We start from the raw sequence: 21,129 nt of genomic DNA on the forward strand, positions 1-21,129 counted from the left end.
TTTCTCTGGTTAGCGATATCAACACAGCGGCCTGCGCGCAGGCGCCCCGTATGCCCGTCAGAGTATAGAGCGGCTCCCTAAAAACCGCTTCAAAGCTGAGCCAGGCGGCGCAGCTGCTTTTTAATGCGCGACTTGGCGCAGCCGTAAGCATCCGTCGCCGCCGCCTGATGCACCCGCTGCAAAGCGGAAGCATGATGGCCGCCGTGGCTATGGCTCTGCGCATCGCCGCGAAAAGACAACAGCAACAAAACGAGCAACGTCGCCACGCCTACATACATCAGCCGCCGCGAGGCGCCCGCGTTCGGGAAACCTTCAGTCTGCATGTTTCGCTCCCCCAGCCATAATTTCGAATGGCAGCAAAATAACTGAAATTCCCCCCCGCTCCCTTAACGCGACATTAAAGCCAGATTAAGGTTTGCTTAAGAACGCGCAGGCAGAGCGGTTTTCCCCGTTGTCTTCCCGTCAGCGTTATAGTTAGATAAGCGCGACTCAAGGCTCTCAGCGGAAATAACGTGAACATACTGTTGGTGGAAGACGACCTGCAATTAGGCAAGGCGCTGTGCCGCGCATTGGAGCTGGCCGGCTTTAATTTGTGCTGGGTGCGCCTGCTCACCGACGCGGAAAATAAACTTTCACCCGGCGGGTTCGATTTGATGCTGTTGGATCTCACGCTGCCGGACGGCGACGGTTTGCAGAAGCTGATCGCCTGGCGCGCCGCCGGGCAAAATATTCCGATCATCATCCTGACCGCTCGCGACCGCATCGAAAGCTTGGTGAACAGCCTCGACTCCGGCGCGGACGACTTTCTGGCCAAACCCTTTGCGCTGCCCGAACTCATCTCGCGCGTCAAAGCGGTTAACCGGCGCATGGCGGGCTTCGCTTCTCAAACCTGGAGCCTCGGCGCGCTGTATCTCGATCCGGTCAACCATCAGGTCATGCTGGATAACGAACTGCTGATGCTGTCGAAAAAAGAGTATCACCTGCTGCACGAACTGATGCGCTGCGCCGGCACCGTGGTGCGCAAAGCGGTGTTGGAACAGCGGCTGTTCGGCCACGGCGACAGCGTGGAAAGTAACTCGCTGGAAGTGCACATGCATAATTTACGGCGCAAAATCGGTAAAGAAAGAGTGATTACCGTACGCGGCATTGGCTATTTGCTGAAGAAAGAGTAGCGGAATGATCGGTTTCAAATCCTTCTTTATGCGTACCATTATTTTTCAGGTGCTGGCCATTTTATTATTGTGGGGGATCCTCGTCGCCTGGGTGAAATATTGGTATTACCCCGACATGGAGAAATATTTCGATAACCAGCAACGCATCGTCGCTGCAGGCATCGCCAATATTCTCGACGAAACCGGCACTGACAATATCGATTACCGCGGCATCATCAAGACCATTGAAGGCATGTACATTGATTCCATCAATAACGGCATGCAGGATGAAATCGACTATCACCCGCTGTTTGTGGTTTACGATCGGGACAGCCGGGTGCTTTACAGTTCGCAAACGCAGGGAGAACCGCTGCGCCTGCCGCCTTCGGTGCTGTCCGGCTCCGTCAATTACGCCGGTGCCAACTGGCATCTCGCCGGCAGCTGGAGCGAAAAGCACCAGTACCGGGTGATCGTCGGCGAATCGTTCAACGATCGCACCACGCTGTTCGGCAACCCGGCGGAGAGCACCGCCGTACCGCTGCTGGGCATTCTGGCAGCCATCATCGTTACCTTGCTGTTTACCGCCTATTTCAGCCTGCGGCCGCTGCGCCAGATCGCCCGCACCATCTCCGATCGCCAGCCTGGCAACCTGTCGCCGATCAACGTCAGCGAGCAGTATCAGGAAATCCGGCCGGTGGTGGTGGAGGTCAACAAGCTGATGGCGCGCATCGACGCCGCCAATCAGCGCGAGAAGCGCTTTATGGCCGATGCGGCGCACGAGCTGCGCACGCCGATCGCCGCCGTGCTGGCGCAGCTGCACCTGCTGACCCAGGTCAGCGAGCAGCAGGAGCGCCGGGAGATCATCGCCGACATGCAACAGGGGCTGGATCGCGCGGCATCGCTGTCGCGCCAGCTGATCAATCTGGCCAAGCTGGAGGCGGAGGATTTTCCACTGAAAATTGAGGCGGTGGACATCTACGCAGAGATCGGCAAATGCATCGCGCAGCACGTCCCCTATGCGCTGGAAAAGGATGTGGAACTCTCGCTCGACGGCAGCGAGGACGTGGTGGTGAGTACCGATCGCCATGCGCTGATCGCCATCTTCACCAACCTGCTGGACAATGCGCTCAAGTACGCGCCCCCCGGCAGCCGTATCGAAGCCAATATCCGCTCGCTGGCGCCGCTCGGCTGCTATATTACGTTGCGCGACAACGGCCCGGGGGTGAGCGAAGAACACCGTTCCCGCCTGTTTGAGCGCTTTTACCGCGTGCCCGGTACGCAGCAAACCGGCAGCGGGCTCGGCTTGGCCATCGCCCGAAACCTGGCCGACAAAATCGGCGCGCAGCTGCGCGTCACCGAAGGCCTTGACGATCGCGGCATCGGCTTCATCATCGATTTGCCGGAAAGTTATCGGCCGCAGACTGAGAGGGAACAACGACCATGATCGCCCCTGTTCTGCTGCAACGGCAGCAACTCGACCGGCTATGGGATATCGACCGCAGCGAAATTATCGACACTCTGTATCGCCTGCAGGACGGCAAGCTGCAAGCCTACCCGGACTACTACGACGTGCGCGGCTGGGATCCGCACGATCGGGAAACCTATACGCCGATCCACGAAGCCTGCTTCGATCGCGGCGGCGCGTTCTTCGCGCTGTTCGAAGGCGAGGAGATCGTGGCGGCGGCGGCGCTGGACACCGAACCGCGCGGCCCACAGCGGGATCTGCGCCAGTTGCTGTTCTTTTACGTCAGCGCGCACAAACGCGGCCAGGGGTTAGGCAGGCAGCTGTTCCAACTCTGCCTGCGTCAGGCGGCGCAAGACGGCGCCGCCGGGCTGTATGTCTCCTCCATTCCCAACAAAAGCACCGTAGACTTCTATCTGGCGCAGGGTTGCCGGCTCATCGAACAACCGGATACCGAATTGTTCGCCCGTGAGCCGGAAGACATTCATCTGGTCTGCCCTTGCCGCTAGCGGCCGGGGTTAACGGGCGATGCGCATCACCGAACGCACGTCGCTTTTCTTGTTCAGATCCCACACCTCGGCGATCTCCGCCAACGCGTGCTCCTGCGTCTCGATAGTGAGCGCTCCGGTCGCCGCCAGCGCCAAAATCTCGGCCGCGTAGCGCTGCATCTCCGGGATCGGCGGGAAGTTGCCGGTGCCGCTGCCGAGGATCTGCAGCTGGTTGCTGCGCAGCACCGCCGCCGGCAGCCGGATGTCCGGCGCGGCCATCGAACCGACGTTGACCAGGCGAATGCCGCGTCCGCCGGCGTAAGACGAGAGATCGTGATTATTGAGCGTCGCGAGCAGCGCTTCGGTCGCCGGCCCCCAGATGTAATCGACGATCACCTGATAACCGCCCGGCCCCGCCGCTACCGCGAAGGCCTGCGTCAGCGCCTCGCCCTGCAGGCTCAGATCCACCGTGGCATCCACGCCCAATGCCTCCAGCACGCTCAGCCGACGGCCGGCGGCAACGATACGCCCAGCCCCTGCCTGACGCGCCGCGGCAACCGCCAGTTTGCCTGAGGTGCCGGTGGCGCCGATGATCAGCACCGTTTCACCGGGCTGCAGATCCGCTCGCCAGCGCAACGGCAGCCAGGCGGCGAAGGCCGGATTGATCAGCGCTGCCGCCGTGGCGTCATCCACCGCCTCCGGTACCGGCACCGTCCATGACGCGACGCTGCGCTCAGCCATCGCACCGTAAGGACGGCGGAAGGAGGCAAAGTACACCCGTTTTCCGTCCGCCGTACGGCCCACGCCGTCGGTACCGGGCACAATTGGCAATTGCTTCGGGCTGGAATAGTGGGTGCCGGCGACGGTGGCGCGATCCAGCTGTTTGATGCCGGCCGCCAGAACGTCGATCGGCACTTCATTCGCCTGCGCCTGGGGCTCCTCAAAAGTGCCGAAAACCGGGGCTTGCCCCAGCGCTGTTACGATTGCCGCTTGCATGGTGACTCCTTAAATCGTGGGAACGTACAGGAAAGAATAGGCCGCTATAAAATAAAAAGGGACACCGCATGATGCGGTGTCCCCCAAACACAAACTTTGCCGAACGTGTTATTCGTAATCGCTCATCGGCACGCAAGAGCAGAACAGGTTACGGTCGCCGTACACGTCGTCCAGACGCTTAACGCTCGGCCAGTACTTGTTCTCGCGCACGCCGGCCACCGGGAACACCGCCAGCTCGCGGCTGTACGGGTGCTGCCAGTCGTTGACCAGCTCCGCCTGCACGTGCGGCGCATTCACCAGCGGGTTGTCTTCCAGCGGCCATTCGCCTTTGGCGACGCGGTCGATCTCGCTGCGGATCGCCAGCATCGCATCGATAAAGCGATCCAGCTCCACTTTGCTTTCCGACTCGGTCGGCTCGACCATCAGCGTGCCCGCTACCGGGAACGACATGGTCGGCGCGTGGAAGCCGAAGTCGATCAGGCGCTTGGCGATGTCCATTTCGCTGATGCCGGTCTCTTCCTTCAGCGGACGAATATCGAGGATACATTCGTGCGCCACGCGGTGATCGCGGCCGGTATACAGAATCGGATACGCGTCTTTCAGACGGGTTGCGATGTAGTTGGCATTCAGGATTGCCATCTGGCTGGCCTGCTTCAGGCCTTCCGCGCCCATCATGCGGATGTACATCCAGCTGATCGGCAGGATGGAGGCGCTGCCGAACGGCGCCGCGGAGACCGCGCCCTGCTGGGTGGTTACGCCGTCGATCTGCACGACACTGTGGCCCGGTACGAACGGCGCCAGGTGCGCTTTCACGCCGATAGGGCCCATGCCCGGGCCGCCGCCGCCGTGCGGGATGCAGAAGGTTTTATGCAGGTTGAGGTGCGAAACGTCGGCACCGATGTAGCCTGGCGTGGTGATGCCCACCTGGGCGTTCATGTTGGCGCCGTCCAGATATACCTGACCGCCGAACTGATGCACGATCTGGCACACTTCACGGATGGTTTCTTCATACACGCCGTGGGTCGACGGGTAGGTCACCATGATGCAAGAGAGTTCTTCACCTGCCTGCTCCGCCTTGACGCGCAGATCGTGCAGATCGATGTTGCCGTTCTTGTCACAGGCGACCACCACCACGCTCATGCCCGCCATTTGGGCAGAGGCCGGGTTGGTGCCGTGCGCCGAGCTCGGGATCAGGCAGACGTGGCGGCCCGCTTCGTTGCGGCTTTCGTGGTAGCGACGGATCGCCAGCAGGCCGGCGTATTCGCCCTGCGCGCCGGAGTTCGGCTGCATGCACACCGCGTCATAGCCGGTCAGCTGCACCAGCCACTGAGACAGTTGGCCGATCATCTGCTGGTAACCGGCAGCCTGCTCCGGCGGGCAGAACGGGTGCAGTTCGGAGAATTCAGGCCAGGTGATCGGGATCATTTCCGCCGCAGCGTTCAATTTCATGGTGCAAGAGCCCAGCGGGATCATTGCCTGGTTCAGCGCCAGATCCTTACGCTCCAGACGATGCATGTAACGCATCATCTCGGTTTCGCTGTGATAGCGGTTGAATACCGGGTGGGTCAGGATCGGGTCCTGGCGCAACATGGCGGCCGGGATCGATGCGCTGTTCTTGCTCACCGCCGCGTCCAGCGCGTCGATGTCCTGGCCGTGGTTGTCGCCGGCCAGCAGTGCAAACAGCGTTTGCACGTCTTCACGCGAGGTGGCTTCATCCAGCGTGATGCCCACGGCGCCGTGAATGTCGGTACGCAGGTTGATGCCGAAGCTCAGCGCACGTTCCAGCACGGCAGCCTTGTCTTTCACTTCAACGGTCAGGGTGTCGAACCAGGTGTTATGACGCAGCGTCAGGCCGGCCTTCTGCAGCCCGGCGGCCAGAATGTCGGTCAGGCGGTGGATACGCCCGGCGATGCGCTGCAGCCCTTGCGGGCCATGGTACACCGCGTACAGGCTGGCGATGTTGGCCAGCAGCACCTGCGAGGTACAGATATTCGAGTTGGCCTTCTCGCGACGGATATGCTGCTCACGGGTCTGCATCGCCATACGCAGCGCGGTGTTGCCGGCGGCATCGCGGGAAACGCCGATGATGCGGCCCGGCATCGAACGCTTGAACTCGTCGCGGCAGGCGAAGAAGGCGGCGTGCGGGCCGCCGTAGCCCATCGGCACGCCGAAACGCTGCGCAGAGCCGAACACCACGTCGGCGCCCTGCTTGCCCGGCGCGGTCAGCAGCACCAGGGCCATGATGTCGGCGGCCACGCTGGTGATGATTTTACGCGATTTCAATTCGGCCAGCAGCGCGCTGTAGTCGTGCAGTTCACCGGTGGTGCCCACCTGCTGCAGCAACACGCCGAACACGCCGTCCAGCTCCAGCACTTTTTCCGCTTTATCGACGATGACGTCGAAGCCGAAGGTTTCGGCGCGGGTGCGCACTACGTCCAGCGTCTGCGGATGCACGTCGTCAGCCACGAAGAAGCGGTTGGCGTCTTTCAGTTTGCTGGCGCGTTTGGCCAACGCCATCGCTTCGGCGGCGGCGGTCGCTTCATCCAACAGCGACGCGGAAGCCAGATCCAGGCCGGTCAGATCGAGGGTCACGGTCTGGAAGTTCAGCAGCGCTTCCAGGCGGCCCTGCGACACTTCCGGCTGATAAGGGGTATAAGCGGTGTACCAGCCCGGGTTTTCTAGCATGTTGCGCAGGATCACCGGCGGCGTCAGCACGGCGCTGTAGCCCATGCCGATATAGGATTTGTAGCGCTGATTTTGCGAGGCGATCGCCTTCAGCTCAGCCAGCGCCTGGTGTTCGGTCGCCGCGTCGCCGACCGGCGGCGGCCCCGGCAGCTGAATGTCCGCCGGCACGATCTGTTGGATCAGCGCGCTGAGCGAGCGAGCGCCCACCGCTGCCAGCAACTCCTGGCGTTGTTCCGCAGAAGAGCCGATGTGGCGTTCAATGAACGCTTCGCTGTGTTCGAGTTGGCTGAGTGTCTGAGTCATTGCTACAAATTCCTGAATGCTTGCGTGATACGGGATATAGCTTGAACGGTAACTAAAACGCCCCGGCCGAGAGGCCTGGGGCGCGGTCACGATTACTCGTCGATCGAGGCCTGATAAGCCGCGGCGTCCAGCAGGTTCGCCAGCTCGCCTTCGTCGGAGGCTTTAATCTGGAACAGGAAGCCGTCACCGTAAGGTTCGCTGTTCACCAGCTCCGGGGAGCTTTCCAGCTCGCCGTTCACCGCCACGATTTCGCCGCTGATTGGCGCGTAAATGTCCGACGCCGCCTTGACGGATTCCGCCACGGCGCAATCTTCACCGGCGGCGACGCTGCGGCCCACTTCCGGCAGATCGACAAACACCATATCGCCCAGCAGTTCCTGCGCGTGTTCGGTGATGCCTACGGTGTAAACGCCGTTACCTTCTGCACGAACCCACTCGTGGGAGGATGCGTATTTCAATTCTGTTGGCACATTGCTCATCGCCGGTTACTCCTTCGAAGAAATAAAAGAATCAATCAATAAAAAATCAATTTGTCAGCGGCTTGCCGGCGCGAACGAAACCGGGCTTGGTCACTTTGACCGGCATTTCACGGTTGCGGATCTGCACGATAGCCTGCTCGCCGATGCCTGCCGGCACGCGCGCCAGCGCGATGCTGAAGCCCAGCGTCGGAGAGAACGAGCCGCTGGTGATCACGCCTTCGTGGGTTTGCCCCGCCGCGTCGGTGAAACGCACCGGCAGCTCATTACGTAATACGCCTTTTTCCGTCATGATCAAGCCGACCAGTTGCTCGGTGCCCTGCTCGCGCTGTTGCTCCAGCGCTTCGCGGCCGATGAAACGGCGATCTTCCGGCTGCCAGGCGATGGTCCAGCCCATGTTGGCGGCCAGCGGCGAAACGCCTTCATCCATCTCTTGCCCGTAGAGGTTCATGCCCGCTTCCAGACGCAGCGTGTCGCGCGCGCCCAGACCGGCCGGCTTGACACCCGCGGCCAGCAATTTTTGCCAGAAATCCGCCGCCTGCTCTTTCGGCAGCGCGATCTCATAGCCGGCCTCGCCGGTGTAACCGGTAGTGGCGATGAACAGCTCGCCGGCCTGCACGCCGAAGAATGGCTTCATGCCCTCGACCGCGCTTTTTTGTTCCGGGGTGAACAGGGTGCCGGCACGCTCTTTGGCCTGCGGGCCCTGCACTGCGATCAGCGCCAGATCGTCGCGCACCGTCAGCGCGACGCCATACGGCGCGGCGTGCTCTTCGATCCAAGCCAGGTCTTTGTCGCGGGTGGCGGAGTTCACCACCAGGCGGAAATAGTCTTCAGTGAGGAAATAAACGATCAGGTCGTCGATCACGCCGCCGGAGGCATTCAGCATGCCGGTGTACAGCGCTTTGCCGGGTTGGGTCAGTTTGGCGACGTCGTTCGCCAGCAGGTAGCGCAGGAACTCGCGGGTGCGGGCGCCGTGCAGATCTACAATGGTCATGTGAGACACGTCGAACATGCCGGCATCCTGACGCACCGCGTGGTGCTCATCGAGCTGCGAGCCGTAGTGCAGCGGCATCATCCAGCCGTGAAAGTCTACCATGCGCGCACCGCACGCCACGTGCTGGTCGTACAGTGGGGTTTGCTTTGCCATCTTTTCCCTCTTTCCACTCGTCGCTAGAAGTTAGGGTGCTGCCACGCAATGCGGCGGAGCCTGGCTCGCGGCCCGATCGCCATGGCGCACTGACTGCTCAACACAAATGCTGCGCCGGGACGGGCGGAAACTGCGTGTAACCGCCGTGACGCAAACGATACCTTTCCCTCGAACTTATCACCGAACGACCACATTAACCATAAGTTAAAATAGGCTCATCGCCGTTCCCGGGCGGTAAAATGCCGGGGTAGTGTGCAGAGTTTTTCACTGGAAAAATGCGCCTTAAGGCACAAAATTAACAATTAAAGCGGTAAAACGCCGAAGTTATATAACAAACAGATGGCCGCGCATGGGATCCCGACTTTTGATAACCGAACATGGAATTAGAAAAAGTAATGATAAAAAGCGGCTGAAATTAGATTATTTCAAATGAAGGGTTATATAAGGAAAAGCGATGGAATAAGGCGAGAAGCGCGAGCCCGGTGCGGGCCCGCAGAAGGAAGGGATCAGGCAAGCCACTCGGGCAGATCGTTCAGGCCCATCGCCTGACGCACCAGCTTAGGCTTGACGCCCGGCAGGCTGTCCGCCAGCCGCAGGCCCACGTCGCGCAGCAGCTTTTTGGCCGGGTGGTTGCCGTCAAACAGTTCGCGGAAACCCTGCATGCTGGCCAGCATCACCGCCGCGCCATGTTTGCGGCGGCGCTCATAGCGGCGCAGATAGAGGTGCTGGCCGATATCCTTGCCCTGCCGCTGCAGGCGGCGCAGTTCGGAAATCAGCTCGGCGGCATCCATAAAGCCCAGGTTCACGCCCTGCCCGGCAAGCGGGTGCACGGTATGCGCCGCATCTCCCACCAGCGCCAGGCGGTGCGCGGCGAAGCTGCGCGCATAGCGGCCGGTCAACGGGAACGCCAGCCGTTCGCTTTCCAGGCTGCAAGCCCCCAGGCGCATGTCGAAGGTCATCGCCAGTTCGCGGTTGAATTGCTCCGGTTCCAGCCGTTTGAGCCGTTCGGCTTCTTCCGGCGTCACCGACCAGACGATAGAGCTCAAATGCGGATCGCTGAACGGCAGGAACGCCAGAATGCCGTCGCCGTGGAAAATTTGCCGCGCCGTCGCCTGATGCGGTTCTTCGGTGCGAACGGTGGCCACCAGCGCGTGGTGACGGTAATCCCAGAAGGTGAGCGGGATATCGGCATGCTGGCGCAGCCACGACTGGGCGCCGTCGGCGCCGATCACCAACCGGGCGGTCAGCATGCGCCCGTCCTCCAGCGTGACGAAGGCGTCATTTTCGCCCCATGCTACCTGCTTGAGCGCGGCCGGGGTAATCAGCGTGATGTCCGACAGGCTTTCGGCGCGTTTCCACAGCGCCTGCTGGATCACCGAATTTTCGATGATGTGGCCGAGATGGCTGAAGCCGCACTCGTCGCCGCGGAAAGCAATCTTGCCGAAGCTGTCGCGATCCCACACTTCCATCGCATTGTAGGCGCTGGCGCGCAGCTGGAGAATGTCGTCCCACACGCCGATGTGCTGCAGCAAACGCTCGCTGGCGGCATTGATGGCGGAGACGCGCAGGGCCGGCTGTTCCGACGGCGGCGCCATCTCCGGCTGGCGCTGCTCCAGCACCGCCACGCGCAGCCCGCTGCCCTGCAGGCCGCAGGCCAACGCCAGCCCCACCATACCGCCACCGGCGATAATCACGTCAAATGATTGCATGCTGCTCGATTTCCTTAAATAACGCGCGACGCCTTGCCGCGCCGCGCTTTGGGCGCGTTAAAGCGCCCGACCATGTCTCTAACGTTCCACCCAGCCCAGCGTACGCTTGGCGAAGGCATCGCGTATCGCCGGCAAACGTTCCATCGCCATCAGCCCCAGATTGCGGCCAATCACCAGCGGGCCATAACGGTTGGCGAACAGATGAATCAACCCGTCGGTCACGCCGATCGTCGCCTGTTGATCGTTTTGCCGCCGCTGCTGATAACGGCTCAGCAGTGCGTAACCGCCGGCGTCTTCGCCGCTGTCTGCCGCTTCCGCCAGCGTTTCCGCCAGCGACATCACGTCGCGCAGGCCAAGGTTGAACCCCTGCCCGGCGATAGGATGCAGCGTTTGCGCCGCGTTGCCCACCAGCGCCAGCCGGTGGCTGACATGGCGATCGGCGGTCAGCAGCCCGAGTGGATAACTGTGCCGTTTACCGGCCTTGAGGATACGCCCCAGCCGCCAGCCGAAAGCCTGTTGCAGCTCGGCGATAAAGCGCTCGTCGTCCCAGGCATCCACCTGGGCGCGATCTTCACGCGCATGGCACCACACCAGTGAACTGCGCCCCTGCGACATCGGCAACAGCGCCAGCGGCCCATAGCGGGTAAAGCGCTCAAAGGCGCGCCCCTGCGGATCTTCCGCCGTGGTGACGTTGGCGATGGTGGCGAACTGCGGATAGTCCTCCTGCCGCCACTGCACGTTGCAGGCCTGCGCCAGCGCAGAGCGCGAACCGTCGGCCGCCACCAGCAGCTGCCCGCGCAGACGCTGGCCGTTGTCCAGCAGCACCTCCGCCCGCTCTGCGGTGCGGATCACGTCCACCACCCGCGCCGGGCAGTGCAGCGTGACACCCGGCGCCTTGGCCAGCAGCGCGAACAGCCGCTGCCCGGCGTCGTGCAGTTCGATCACCTGGCCGAGCGCATCGACCTGATAATCTTGCGCCTGCAGATTCACGAAGCCGGCGTGCCCGCGATCGCTGACGTGCACCTGAGTGATCGGCGTAGCGCAATCGCGCAGCGCCGGCCAAACGCCGATGCGCGCCAGCTGTTGGCAGGTACCCTGCGCCAATGCGATGGCGCGGGCGTCAAAACCTGGGTGGCTGCGGTCATCCGGCCGGGTCGCCTCGACCAGATCCACCGCCATTCTTCCCTGAGTGAGCGACGAAATGGCCAGCGCCAACGTCGCGCCCGCCATACCGCCGCCAACGATAATAACGCTCATGCTACGACCTTGCCGCCGCCATCAAGGCCTCGATGGCATCGGCGTCTTTCACCACGGTGGCGGTCAGGTTTTCATTGCCGTCGGCGGTGATCACGATGTCGTCCTCGATGCGGATGCCGATGCCGCGGTACTCCGCCGGCACGTCCGCATCCGGCGCAATGTACAGCCCCGGCTCCACGGTCAGCACCATGCCCGGCTCCAGCAGCCGATCGCGGCTCGGCGTGCCGTAGTGGCCAACGTCGTGCACATCGAGACCCAGCCAGTGGCTCAGCCCGTGCATGAAGAACTGACGGTGCGCCTGCTCGGCGATCAGCGAGTCGACTTCACCTTTCAATACGCCCAGCTCCACCAGCCCGACCACCATGATGCGCACCACTTCGTCATTGACTTCGCGAATGCTGGTGCCGGGTTTGAACAGTTCCAAAGCGCGCTGCAGCGACGCCAGCACAATGTCGTACACCGCGCGCTGCGGCCGGCTGAACTTGCCGTTGACCGGGAAGGTGCGGGTGATGTCGCCGGCGTACCCCTGGTACTCGCAGCCGGCGTCGATCAGCACCAGATCGCCGTCGCGCATCTGGCTCTCGTTCTCGGTGTAGTGCAGGATACAGCCGTTTTCGCCGCTGCCGACGATGGTGTTGTAAGACGGGTAACGGGCGCCGAGGCGGGTGAATTCATGATGAATTTCCGCTTCCAGCTGGTATTCGAACATGCCCGGGCGGCATTTTTCCATCGCGCGGGTATGCGCCAACGCGCTGATCTCACCGGCGCGGCGCATCACCGCCAGCTCTTCCGGCGACTTGAACAGCCGCATGTCATGCAGCCACGGCCGCCAGTCGGTAACGGTGGCCGGCGCCTGCAGGCTCTGGCGGAACCCCTTGCGCAGCTTGTCCAGCGCGCCGAACAGGATCTGATCGGCATAGGCGTATTCGCCCTGCGCGTGGTAGACCACGTCCAGGCCGTTGAGCAGCAGGTGCAGCTGGTCATTGATTTCATCGAACGGCAGCGCGCGATCCACGCCCAGCTTCGCCGGCGCGGCGTCTTGCCCCAGGCGGCGGCCAAACCAGATTTCCGCCGTCAGATCGCGCACCCGGTTGAACAACACGCTGTGGTTGTGCGTTTCGTCGCTTTTAATCAGCACCAGCACCGCTTCCGGCTCATTGAAGCCGGTCAGGTACCAAAAGTCGCTGTTCTGCCGATAGGGATAGTCTGAATCTGCACTGCGCGTCGTTTCCGGCGCAGAGAAAATAACCGCCGCGCTGGCCGGCGCCATTTTCGCCAACAGCGCCTGGCGGCGGTTGTTGAATTCCTGCTGAGTCATTACCTTCTCCTGAAATCATGCCATCCGCACCGCCGGCGGAGGGGCGATAGAACGTTTAGTGCAGCGTCGGTTTGATATTTTCCGGCGCCGTCGGTTTTTGACGGGTGAATTCGCCGTGGCACATGATGGCGGCAACCCGCACATACTCCGCTACTTCTTCCAACGACTGTTCCAATTCTTCCTGATCTTCGTCTTCGTCGTAGCCCAGCTGCGCGATGTTGCGCAGATCGTCGATCGCTTCACCGACCTCGTCTTTCACCTGAGCCAGCTTCGGCTGCATCATGCCCAGCCCGAGCAGGAAGTGGTTGACCCAACCGCCCAGCGCGTCGGCGCGATCGAACACGCTGACGATCTCCCCTTCAGGCAGCATCAGTTGGAACAGGAATTCGTCATCTTCCAGCGTGTCACGCGTCACTTCATACAGCTGCTGCAGCGGTTGGCTAAGCGCCTGCGGGAAGGCGACGCCTTCGTTGGTCAGATCGTGCACCAGCGCCTGCCAGCCGGCGTCACGGCTGCCGCCGCACAGCAGGCCGCTGATCAGGCCGTGCATTTCTGCCGCGGTCAGCGCCACCGACTGCTGGTTGAGGGCCACGGTCAAAGATTGGTAACTTGGAAATGTATTCTGTATAGACATGCGCATTCGTCATCGTTGGCAGGATAAGTTCGTGTTATGCTACCACCAAGGTCCGTCGCTATACCAGATAAGCGCGACACCTCAGTGGCTAGTTATAATCGCGATGTGGCAGGTTTCACACTGCGCCGGCGGGTGACGAAAGTGCGGTAAATACGCATTTTGAAACCCTTTTTTGACTGGCAATGTGCGCCACAGTAGATTACAACCAGGTACTGAAAAAGGGGTTGTATCTTGGTACCGAGGTATATATAGTGGCGCCCGCTTTGACGGCCCGGCCAGGGCGGACAAGGCTGGCGCGAAATTTAGGCAGGAAGGTGGCATGTCTGCACAACCGGTAGATATTCAAATTTTTGGCCGCTCGTTAAGAGTCAATTGCCCGCCAGAACAACAAGATGCGTTGAATATGGCGGCGGACGATCTTAACCAACGGTTGCAAGATCTTAAAGTTCGCACTAGAGTCTCCAATACTGAGCAACTGGTTTTCATCGCGGCATTGAACGTCTGTCACGAACTTGCTCAAGAACGGTTGAAAACCCGTGACTATGCGTCCAATATGGAACAACGCATACGGATGCTGCAGCAGACCATTGAACAAGCGCTGCTTGAACAAGGTCGCATCTCTGAACGTCAGGATGCACAATTCGAATAACTTAAGTTGTTGAAATCAAAGTTTCAGCAACGAGTACAAAATTTCTCTGAGATGTTCGCCAGCGGGCCAGTCCCCTGAGCCGATATTTAGTACAAACAGAATGTGTTGCTCCGCGATCGGTGAGCACGCTCGGTGCGCCGAGAAGCCTTAAGATTGCGACGGCACGTTCACCTTGAACCATGGGTTCAAGGGTTACAGCCTGCGACGGCATCTCGGAGATTCCCCTTCTCAGCGGTTTATGTGTGCTGAACGCCACACTGAGCAAGCCTGATACGATGTCTTTTCAACCCCAATTCGCGCAGCAGCGCCAAGCCATTCGTCAACTCATTCGCCAACGTCGGCGCGAGCTTACGTCGGGCCAGCAACGCTTTGCCGCAGACAAGATAACCGAACGCCTCGCCGCGCACACACGTATTCAGGCCGCGCACAACATCGCGGTATTTTTGTCGTTTGACGGCGAACTCGACACCGGGCCGCTGATCGAGCGTCTGTGGACGCTCGGCAAACAGGTTTACCTGCCGGTACTGCATCCGTTCAGTTCAGGACACCTGCTGTTTCTGCGCTATGCGCCGGAAACACCGCTGGTGCGCAACCGCTTCAATATTCTCGAGCCGCGGCTCGATGTGCGCCAGGTGTTACCGCTGGGCGAACTGGAGGTGGTGCTGACACCGCTGGTGGCATTCGATCATACCGGACAGCGTCTGGGCATGGGCGGCGGTTTTTACGATCGCACCCTGCAAAACTGGCGCAGCGGCGGCCCCTATCCCATCGGCCTGGCCCATGATTGCCAGCAGGTGGAGCACCTGCCGACCGAGCACTGGGATATCCCGCTGCCGGAAATCCTCACCCCGCTCTGCAGCTGGGCGTGGCACGAGCCCAAATAGAAAAGGCCGGATCGCTCCGGCCTTTTTCGTTGCGGCGAGCCGCCGAATCAGAACAGCAGACGGGCGCGAATGGTGCCGTCGATGGCCTTCATACGCTGCAGCGCGGCGTCGGCGCGCGCGGTTTCCGCTTCGATGTCGATCACCACGTAGCCGATTTCCGGCCCGGTTTGCAGATACTGCGCGGCGATGTTAACCCCCTCTTCGGCGAAGATCTGGTTAATCTGCGTCAGCACGCCCGGACGGTTTTCGTGGATGTGCAGCAGGCGGCTGGCGTTCGGACCATGCGCCGGCAGCGACACTTCCGGGAAGTTGACGGCGGACAGAGTCGAACCGTTGTCGGAGTATTTCGCCAGCTTGCCGGCCACTTCGTCGCCGATGTTCTCCTGCGCTTCCTGCGTGGAACCGCCGATGTGCGGCGTCAGAAGCACGTTATCGAACTCGCACAGCGGCGAGTTGAACGGATCGCTGTTGGTCGCCGGCTCTTCCGGGAAGACGTCGATCGCCGCGCCCGCCAGGTGATTGCTGGCCAGCGCGTCGCACAGCGCGGGAATATCCACCACGGTGCCGCGCGAGGCGTTGATCAGAATCGCGCCCGGCTTCATCAGCGCCAGCTCTTCCGCCCCCATCATGTTCTTGGTGGCCAGCGTTTCCGGCACGTGCAGCGTCACCACGTCGCTCATATTGAGCAGATCGGACAGATGGCGCACCTGCTGCGCGTTACCTAACGGCAACTTGTTCTCGATATCGTAGAAGAACACCTTCATGCCCAGCCCTTCGGCCAGAATGCCCAGCTGGGTGCCGATGTGGCCGTAGCCGATGATGCCCAGCTTTTTGCCGCGCGCCTCATAAGAGCCCACGGCCAATTTGTGCCACACGCCGCGGTGCGCCTTGGCGTTGGCGGCCGGAATGCCGCGCAGCATCAACAGCAGCTCGCCCAGCACCATTTCGGCCACGGATCGGGTATTGGAGAAGGGGGCGTTGAAGACCGGAATACCGCGTTTGGTCGCCGCTTTCAGATCAACCTGGTTGGTGCCGATGCAGAAGCAGCCCACCGCCACCAGTTTTTCTGCGGCGGCGAACACCTCTTCGGTCAGATGCGTACGCGATCGGATGCCGACGAAGTGTGCATCGCGGATGGATGCCTTCAGCGATTCGGTGTCTAACGCACCCTTGTGGTATTCGATGTTGGTATAACCGGCGGCACGTAAATTATCGACCGTGCTCTGATGAACCCCTTCCACCAACAGGAATTTAATCCTGTCTTTCTCCAATGATACTTTTGCCATTTACCCGACCCTATGTTCAGACTTCAGAAGCGGCTGTGACGACACAGCTCCCATCCAACATAACAAAAATAACGCGGGCGGCAATACAAACGATTGCCTGCCCGGCAGGACAAGGCGCAGCGTTGATGGCGGTTTACGGCAGAAAATGCCATAGGGAAAGTTTTCAGCAGAAGCTTTGGGGAGTCAGCTTTCACAATGTGACATAAGTCACCAAATTTGCCGTTTTTCAGAAAAGATATTTTAACCGAAGAATTATGCGGCCCGGCGCTACCGGGCCACAGACGGCGGAGGCTTATTTGACCACTTTCACGCCTTCCGGGGTGCCGACCAGCGCCACGTCCGCGCCGCGATTGGCGAACAGCCCCACGGTCACCACGCCGGCGATGCCGTTGATCTTGTTCTCCAGCGCGATGGCGTCGGTGATGCTCAGGTTATGCACATCGAGGATCACGTTGCCGTTGTCGGTCACCACGTTCTGACGATACTCCGGCAGGCCGCCGAGTTTCACCAGCTCGCGCGCCACGTAAGAGCGGGCCATCGGGATCACTTCCACCGGCAGCGGGAACTTGCCCAGCACGTCGACCTGCTTGCTGGCGTCGACGATGCAGATGAATTTCTTGGCGATGGCGGCGATGATCTTCTCGCGCGTCAGCGCAGCGCCGCCGCCCTTAATCATCTGCATATGGCCGTTGATTTCGTCCGCGCCGTCCACGTAGATATCGAGCGAGTCCACTTCGTTGCTGTCGAACACGTGGATGCCGAGGCTTTTCAACTTGGCGGTGGAGGCGTCTGAGCTGGACACCGCGCCTTCGATCTGGTGCTTGATGGAGCCCAGCGCGTCAATAAAGTGGGCGGCGGTAGAACCGGTGCCGACCCCGACGATGGTGCCCGGCGTCACGTATTCCAGCGCCGCCCAGCCCACCGCTTTTTTCAGTTCATCCTGCGTCATAATATGTCCCTTGCCTCTGTACGAAAACGTGTGCGTATTATAGGGTAAAACGCTATTTTTCACGCCGGCAGGATCACACTTATTTACCGCAGCCCGCATTTTTACCCGCTTGGCGGCGAGCTGGGGGCGTGATTTTTCCACCTGCGCCGTGCGCAAAATGTGGCATAGTGCCGGTATCATTCTAATTTAAGGGATATCTTTCCGATGAAACGCCCAGACTATCGTACGCTGCAAGCGCTGGACGCGGTGATCCGTGAGCGCGGCTTCGAGCGCGCCGCGCAAAAACTCTGTATCACGCAATCGGCGGTATCCCAACGCATCAAACAGCTGGAAAACCTGTTCGGCCAACCGCTGCTGGTTCGTACCGTGCCGCCGCGCCCGACCGAACAAGGGCAAAAGCTGCTGGCGCTGCTGCATCAGGTGGAGCTGCTGGAGGAAGAGTGGCTCGGCAATGACACCGGCGTCGATACGCCGCTGCTGCTGTCGCTGGCGGTCAACGCCGACAGTCTGGCAACCTGGCTGCTGCCGGCGCTGAAGCCGGTGCTGGCGGACTCCCCCATTCGCCTGAATCTGCAGGTGGAAGATGAAACCCGCACCCAGGAGCGGCTGCGCCGCGGTGAGGTGGTGGGCGCGGTGAGTATTCAGCCGCAGCCGCTGCCGAGCTGCCTGGTGGATCGGCTGGGGGCGCTGGACTACCTGTTCGTGGCCTCCCGCGGCTTCGCCGAGCGCTATTTCCCGAACGGCGTCACCCGCTCCGCGCTGCTGAAAGCGCCGGCGGTGGCTTTCGATCATCTCGACGACATGCATCAGGCATTTCTGCAGCAGAACTTCGATCTGTCGCCGGGCAGCGTGCCCTGCCACATCGTGAACTCATCGGAAGCCTTCGTGCAGCTGGCGCGTCAGGGCACCACCTGCTGTATGATCCCGCATCTGCAGATCGAAAAGGAGCTGGCATCCGGTGAACTGATCGATCTGACGCCCGGGCTATACCAGCGCCGCATGCTGTACTGGCACCGTTTCGCGCCGGAAAGCCGCATGATGCGCAAAGTGACCGACGCGCTGCTGGAACACGGTCATCTGGTGCTGCGTCAGGATTAAAACGAAAAAAGGTTCGCCGCAGCGAACCTTTTCTTCAATACGATAACCTTACTGCGCGGCGTTACGCTGCAGCTCGAACACCACGTCCACCTGATCGTCGAAGTGAATGCTTTGCTGTTCATAGGTTTGCGCCGCGTCGCTTTCCGCCGCCGCACCGGCCGCCTTATACATCCGCGCCACCGGCATCGGCTGGTAGTTGGCGACCCGGTAGCGAATGCTGTACACCGGCCCCAGCTTGGCGTGGAAGCCTTTGGCCAGGGATTCGGCCTGTTGAGTCGCGTTCTCGATCGCTTTTTGCCGCGCCTGCTCGCGATACACGTCCGGCTTGGCGACGCCCAGCTCCACCGCGCGGATCTCGTTCAGGCCGGATTTCAGCGCGCCGTCCAGCAGCTCGTTCAGCTTGTCCAGCTGACGCAGAGTCACCTGCACCTGGCGCACCGCCCGGTAGCCCTTCAACACCGACTCGCCGGTTTTCAGGTAATCGTATTCCGGCTGGGTGCGCAGGTTGGCGGCGCTGATGTCTTTCTTCTCGATGTTGTTTTTCTGCAGGAAATCAAAGTACTGCGCCACGCGCTCGTCTACCTGCTTCTTCGCCTGGGCGGCGTCTTTGGAGGAGACGCTCACTTCGATCGCCAGGGTGGCGATATCCGGCGTGGCGTCCACGCTGGCGGTGCCGGAGGTGACGACGTGCGGCCCTTCAGGCACTTCAGCCGCCTGCAGCGCCATCGGTAACGTCCCTAATCCGACCATTGCGGCCATAGCCAATGCTTTTAGCTTCACAGTGTCTCCTTAATGACAGGCTGTCTCTGATCGCCGGCTTTTCCCTGTGAGAACCGCCGGTTTCCTGGCATCAAACGTAGCATATCGCGCGGCGTTTTGAATTCGGATTAGTGACAAATTCTTATAAATTTGCCCCCTGCCAGGCCAGCTGCAGCGCGATGCCCCACATCACCAGCCCGACCAGCGCGTTGATGATGCGCTGCGCCCGCTGCGTGTTCAGCCACGGCGCCAGCCAGGAGGCCAGCAGCGCCAACCCGAAGAACCACACCGCCGACGCGCTGACCGCGCCAAGCGCGAACCAGGAACGCACGTCCGCCGTCAGCTGCCCGCCCAGGCTGCCGAGCACCACAAAGGTATCCAGATAGACGTGCGGGTTCAGCCAGGTGACCGCCAGCATGGTGACCACGAGGCGCCAGCGGCTCTGCGCCAGCTCCTGCGCCGCGGCCTGCGCAGGTTGCGGGCTGAAGGCGGAACGGAACGCGCCCCAGCCGTACCACAGCAGAAACGCCACCCCGCCCCAGGTGACCAGCGCCAGCAGCAACGGCGAGCGGGTCAGCAATGCGCTGCCGCCGAAAATACCGGCGCAGATCAGCACGATATCGCTCAACGCGCACAACGAGGCAATCATCAAATGATACTGGCGGCGAATGCCCTGGTTCATCACGAATACGTTCTGCGGGCCCAGCGGCAGGATCATGGCGGCGCTCAGGGCAAAGCCCTGCAGGAAGACGGCTAACATGGGGATTCCTCGAATGATAAAAGGCGCCGGACGAGGGCGCGTGTCGGTCAACACGCGCATCATACGAGGAAGCGATCATTAGGTGAAATTGATGTTTCTAATCCAGTATCAGAGATGCTAATACTTAAATCGGCGTGACGAACCCCAGCTCCTGAGAGATGCGTTGCGCGGTGGCCAGCACCGGTTTAATCAAACTTTTGACGCCGATCTGCTGCAGCTTGGCGGTCGGCAGAGAAACCGACACCGCATAAGGCACGCGCTGTTGAATATCGAACACCGGTGCCGCCACGCAGGAGACCCCCAGCTCGTTTTCCTCGCGATCCATCGCCATGCCGCGCTGGCGAATATCGGCCAGTTCCTCATACATCTTCGGCAGCTCGGTAATGGTATTGCGCGTCAGCGTCTGAATCTCTTGCTGGTGAGTCTGCCAGTAGTGAGCCGGGTAATCATCGTTGCCGTAAGCCATGAAGATTTTACCCATCGCCGAACAGTACAGCGGCATATGCTGGCCGATATAGGCGCGGGTGCGCATCATGCCGGTGGTCGGCTCCAGCTTGTAGATCAGGATGACGTGGTCGTCTTCGCGGCTGGAGAAGTTGACCGTCTCCCCCACTTCCAGATTCAGCTGTTCCAAATGCGGCGCGGCCACGTGAATGATGTTGAGTGACGACAGCGCCTTCTGGCCGATGGAAATGAACTTGGTGGTCAGGCGGTAGCTGCCCGGCGACGGCGCCTGGGTCACATAGCCGCTGGTGTGCAACCCCTGCAGCAGGCGGTGCACCGTGCTCTTGTTCATGCCGGCCAGCTCGGACAAATGCGCCAGCGGACATCCGTTGGGGAAATTACTCAGGATCTCAATCAACTGCAAACCGCGGAACAGGCTTTGGCTGCCCAGCGGTTTGTCTTTCTTGTCATCTTTCTCGTCGACGGCTTTCAGGCTCATAGCGAAAATCTCTCCAGTGTCGAACCGCCAACCGGCGCTGCGGCAAAGTCAGCAGGCTCTTTGCCGGGCATGTTACCCCAAGGCCCGCATCAGGTGAAGACGGAACGCCGTTTCATTGTCCGCAGCGGGATAAAAATTCGCAATATTTCCCCCGTGTTGAAGTGAGCCATCGGTC

20 protein-coding genes and 1 other RNA gene are annotated in these 21,129 nt (G+C 61.0%); 7 read left to right on the forward strand and 14 right to left on the reverse strand.

Annotated features, from left to right (window positions below):
- Nucleotides 1–89: 89 nt before the first annotated feature.
- Nucleotides 90–323 (reverse strand): hypothetical protein, encoded by a 234-nt coding sequence (locus ACSJLU_RS20325; protein WP_025304144.1) that lies wholly within the window; start codon nt 321–323, stop codon nt 90–92.
- 189 nt (nt 324–512) lie between these two features.
- On the opposite strand from ACSJLU_RS20325, the gene ACSJLU_RS20330 reads away from it, so the two are divergent.
- Genes ACSJLU_RS20330 through ACSJLU_RS20340 form a run of 3 tightly spaced genes read left to right on the forward strand, consistent with a single transcriptional unit; the run spans nt 513 to nt 3,122 of the window.
- A complete protein-coding gene (locus ACSJLU_RS20330) occupies nt 513–1,172 on the forward strand; it encodes a response regulator (RefSeq protein WP_025304145.1) in 660 nt (219 codons plus the stop codon).
- Nucleotides 1,173–1,176: 4 nt separating this feature from the next.
- A complete protein-coding gene (locus ACSJLU_RS20335) occupies nt 1,177–2,595 on the forward strand; it encodes an ATP-binding protein (protein WP_342094623.1) in 1,419 nt (472 codons plus the stop codon).
- Nucleotides 2,595–3,122: a GNAT family N-acetyltransferase gene (locus tag ACSJLU_RS20340; RefSeq protein ID WP_342117223.1), complete on the forward strand. Its 528-nt coding sequence runs from the start codon at nt 2,595–2,597 to the stop codon at nt 3,120–3,122. The genes ACSJLU_RS20335 and ACSJLU_RS20340 overlap by 1 nt, the downstream gene beginning before the upstream one ends.
- Before the next feature lie 9 nt (nt 3,123–3,131).
- Here ACSJLU_RS20340 and ACSJLU_RS20345 read toward each other — a convergent pair whose 3' ends face one another.
- The 8 genes from ACSJLU_RS20345 to ACSJLU_RS20380 form a co-directional block, all read right to left on the reverse strand.
- A complete protein-coding gene (locus ACSJLU_RS20345; RefSeq protein ID WP_025304148.1) occupies nt 3,132–4,097 on the reverse strand; it encodes a quinone oxidoreductase family protein in 966 nt (321 codons plus the stop codon).
- Between the two features lie 108 nt (nt 4,098–4,205).
- Nucleotides 4,206–7,085, reverse strand: a complete 2,880-nt coding sequence (gcvP, locus tag ACSJLU_RS20350; protein WP_043142647.1) for an aminomethyl-transferring glycine dehydrogenase — start codon at nt 7,083–7,085, stop codon at nt 4,206–4,208.
- Between the two features lie 92 nt (nt 7,086–7,177).
- A complete protein-coding gene (gene gcvH / locus ACSJLU_RS20355) occupies nt 7,178–7,564 on the reverse strand; it encodes a glycine cleavage system protein GcvH (RefSeq protein ID WP_025304150.1) in 387 nt (128 codons plus the stop codon).
- Nucleotides 7,565–7,610: 46 nt separating this feature from the next.
- Nucleotides 7,611–8,708 (reverse strand): glycine cleavage system aminomethyltransferase GcvT, encoded by a 1,098-nt coding sequence (gcvT, locus tag ACSJLU_RS20360; RefSeq protein ID WP_004931631.1) that lies wholly within the window; start codon nt 8,706–8,708, stop codon nt 7,611–7,613.
- A gap of 506 nt (nt 8,709–9,214) precedes the next feature.
- Nucleotides 9,215–10,417 carry an FAD-dependent 2-octaprenylphenol hydroxylase gene (gene ubiI, locus ACSJLU_RS20365; protein WP_025304151.1) on the reverse strand — a complete coding sequence of 401 codons (1,203 nt, stop codon included), beginning with the start codon at nt 10,415–10,417 and terminating at the stop codon, nt 9,215–9,217.
- A gap of 78 nt (nt 10,418–10,495) precedes the next feature.
- The gene (ubiH, locus tag ACSJLU_RS20370; RefSeq protein WP_049206143.1) at nt 10,496–11,674 is read right to left on the reverse strand and encodes a 2-octaprenyl-6-methoxyphenyl hydroxylase; all 1,179 of its coding nucleotides are present in this window, start codon (nt 11,672–11,674) and stop codon (nt 10,496–10,498) included.
- 1 nt (nt 11,675) lies between these two features.
- Complete coding sequence (pepP, locus tag ACSJLU_RS20375; RefSeq protein ID WP_025304153.1) at nt 11,676–12,992, reverse strand: Xaa-Pro aminopeptidase; 1,317 nt, start codon at nt 12,990–12,992, stop codon at nt 11,676–11,678.
- Between the two features lie 55 nt (nt 12,993–13,047).
- On the reverse strand, nt 13,048–13,626 hold the full coding sequence (locus ACSJLU_RS20380; RefSeq protein WP_025304154.1) for a YecA/YgfB family protein: 579 nt from the start codon (nt 13,624–13,626) through the stop codon (nt 13,048–13,050).
- A gap of 319 nt (nt 13,627–13,945) precedes the next feature.
- On the opposite strand from ACSJLU_RS20380, the gene zapA reads away from it, so the two are divergent.
- The 3 genes from zapA (at nt 13,946) to ACSJLU_RS20395 (ending at nt 15,159) form a co-directional block, all read left to right on the forward strand.
- A complete protein-coding gene (gene zapA / locus ACSJLU_RS20385) occupies nt 13,946–14,275 on the forward strand; it encodes a cell division protein ZapA (RefSeq protein WP_004931621.1) in 330 nt (109 codons plus the stop codon).
- Nucleotides 14,276–14,315: 40 nt separating this feature from the next.
- Nucleotides 14,316–14,498, forward strand: a non-coding RNA gene (gene ssrS / locus ACSJLU_RS20390) — 6S RNA.
- Between the two features lie 52 nt (nt 14,499–14,550).
- Nucleotides 14,551–15,159, forward strand: coding sequence for a 5-formyltetrahydrofolate cyclo-ligase (locus ACSJLU_RS20395; RefSeq protein WP_261127876.1), 609 nt, complete (start codon nt 14,551–14,553; stop codon nt 15,157–15,159).
- A gap of 47 nt (nt 15,160–15,206) precedes the next feature.
- On the opposite strand, the gene serA is transcribed toward ACSJLU_RS20395, so the two are convergent.
- Both serA and rpiA read right to left on the reverse strand, forming a co-directional pair.
- On the reverse strand, nt 15,207–16,445 hold the full coding sequence (gene serA / locus ACSJLU_RS20400; RefSeq protein WP_025304156.1) for a phosphoglycerate dehydrogenase: 1,239 nt from the start codon (nt 16,443–16,445) through the stop codon (nt 15,207–15,209).
- 292 nt (nt 16,446–16,737) lie between these two features.
- On the reverse strand, nt 16,738–17,394 hold the full coding sequence (rpiA, locus tag ACSJLU_RS20405; RefSeq protein ID WP_025304157.1) for a ribose-5-phosphate isomerase RpiA: 657 nt from the start codon (nt 17,392–17,394) through the stop codon (nt 16,738–16,740).
- Nucleotides 17,395–17,598: 204 nt separating this feature from the next.
- Here rpiA and ACSJLU_RS20410 point away from each other — a divergent pair, with 204 nt between their 5' ends.
- Nucleotides 17,599–18,492 carry a LysR family transcriptional regulator ArgP gene (locus ACSJLU_RS20410; protein ID WP_025304158.1) on the forward strand — a complete coding sequence of 298 codons (894 nt, stop codon included), beginning with the start codon at nt 17,599–17,601 and terminating at the stop codon, nt 18,490–18,492.
- A gap of 48 nt (nt 18,493–18,540) precedes the next feature.
- Here ACSJLU_RS20410 and ACSJLU_RS20415 read toward each other — a convergent pair whose 3' ends face one another.
- From ACSJLU_RS20415 to ACSJLU_RS20425, 3 genes are all read right to left on the reverse strand, one after another.
- Entirely contained in the window at nt 18,541–19,272 is a 732-nt protein-coding gene (locus tag ACSJLU_RS20415) for an oxidative stress defense protein (protein WP_025160209.1), read from the reverse strand.
- Between the two features lie 121 nt (nt 19,273–19,393).
- Nucleotides 19,394–20,011, reverse strand: a complete 618-nt coding sequence (gene argO, locus ACSJLU_RS20420) for an arginine exporter ArgO (RefSeq protein ID WP_025304159.1) — start codon at nt 20,009–20,011, stop codon at nt 19,394–19,396.
- A gap of 124 nt (nt 20,012–20,135) precedes the next feature.
- The gene (locus ACSJLU_RS20425) at nt 20,136–20,954 is read right to left on the reverse strand and encodes an IclR family transcriptional regulator (protein ID WP_025304160.1); all 819 of its coding nucleotides are present in this window, start codon (nt 20,952–20,954) and stop codon (nt 20,136–20,138) included.
- Between the last annotated feature and the right edge of the window lie 175 nt (nt 20,955–21,129).

The sequence above is a fragment of the Serratia bockelmannii genome (assembly GCF_051803255.1).
GTDB classification, from domain to species: domain Bacteria; phylum Pseudomonadota; class Gammaproteobacteria; order Enterobacterales; family Enterobacteriaceae; genus Serratia; species Serratia bockelmannii.

Bases quoted from the DNA above. Each gene is read 5' to 3' on its own strand.
- ACSJLU_RS20325 (WP_025304144.1), bottom strand. From the start codon at position 323: ATGCAGACTGAAGGTTTCCCGAACGCGGGCGCCTCGCGGCGGCTGATG.
- ACSJLU_RS20335 (WP_342094623.1), top strand. From the start codon at position 1,177: ATGATCGGTTTCAAATCCTTCTTTATGCGTACCATTATTTTTCAGGTG.
- ACSJLU_RS20345 (WP_025304148.1), bottom strand. From the start codon at position 4,097: ATGCAAGCGGCAATCGTAACAGCGCTGGGGCAAGCCCCGGTTTTCGGC.
- gcvP (WP_043142647.1), bottom strand. From the start codon at position 7,085: ATGACTCAGACACTCAGCCAACTCGAACACAGCGAAGCGTTCATTGAA.
- gcvH (WP_025304150.1), bottom strand. From the start codon at position 7,564: ATGAGCAATGTGCCAACAGAATTGAAATACGCATCCTCCCACGAGTGG.
- gcvT (WP_004931631.1), bottom strand. From the start codon at position 8,708: ATGGCAAAGCAAACCCCACTGTACGACCAGCACGTGGCGTGCGGTGCG.
- ubiI (WP_025304151.1), bottom strand. From the start codon at position 10,417: ATGCAATCATTTGACGTGATTATCGCCGGTGGCGGTATGGTGGGGCTG.
- ubiH (WP_049206143.1), bottom strand. From the start codon at position 11,674: ATGAGCGTTATTATCGTTGGCGGCGGTATGGCGGGCGCGACGTTGGCG.
- pepP (WP_025304153.1), bottom strand. From the start codon at position 12,992: ATGACTCAGCAGGAATTCAACAACCGCCGCCAGGCGCTGTTGGCGAAA.
- ACSJLU_RS20380 (WP_025304154.1), bottom strand. From the start codon at position 13,626: ATGTCTATACAGAATACATTTCCAAGTTACCAATCTTTGACCGTGGCC.
- zapA (WP_004931621.1), top strand. From the start codon at position 13,946: ATGTCTGCACAACCGGTAGATATTCAAATTTTTGGCCGCTCGTTAAGA.
- ACSJLU_RS20395 (WP_261127876.1), top strand. From the start codon at position 14,551: ATGTCTTTTCAACCCCAATTCGCGCAGCAGCGCCAAGCCATTCGTCAA.
- serA (WP_025304156.1), bottom strand. From the start codon at position 16,445: ATGGCAAAAGTATCATTGGAGAAAGACAGGATTAAATTCCTGTTGGTG.
- rpiA (WP_025304157.1), bottom strand. From the start codon at position 17,394: ATGACGCAGGATGAACTGAAAAAAGCGGTGGGCTGGGCGGCGCTGGAA.
- ACSJLU_RS20410 (WP_025304158.1), top strand. From the start codon at position 17,599: ATGAAACGCCCAGACTATCGTACGCTGCAAGCGCTGGACGCGGTGATC.
- argO (WP_025304159.1), bottom strand. From the start codon at position 20,011: ATGTTAGCCGTCTTCCTGCAGGGCTTTGCCCTGAGCGCCGCCATGATC.
- ACSJLU_RS20425 (WP_025304160.1), bottom strand. From the start codon at position 20,954: ATGAGCCTGAAAGCCGTCGACGAGAAAGATGACAAGAAAGACAAACCG.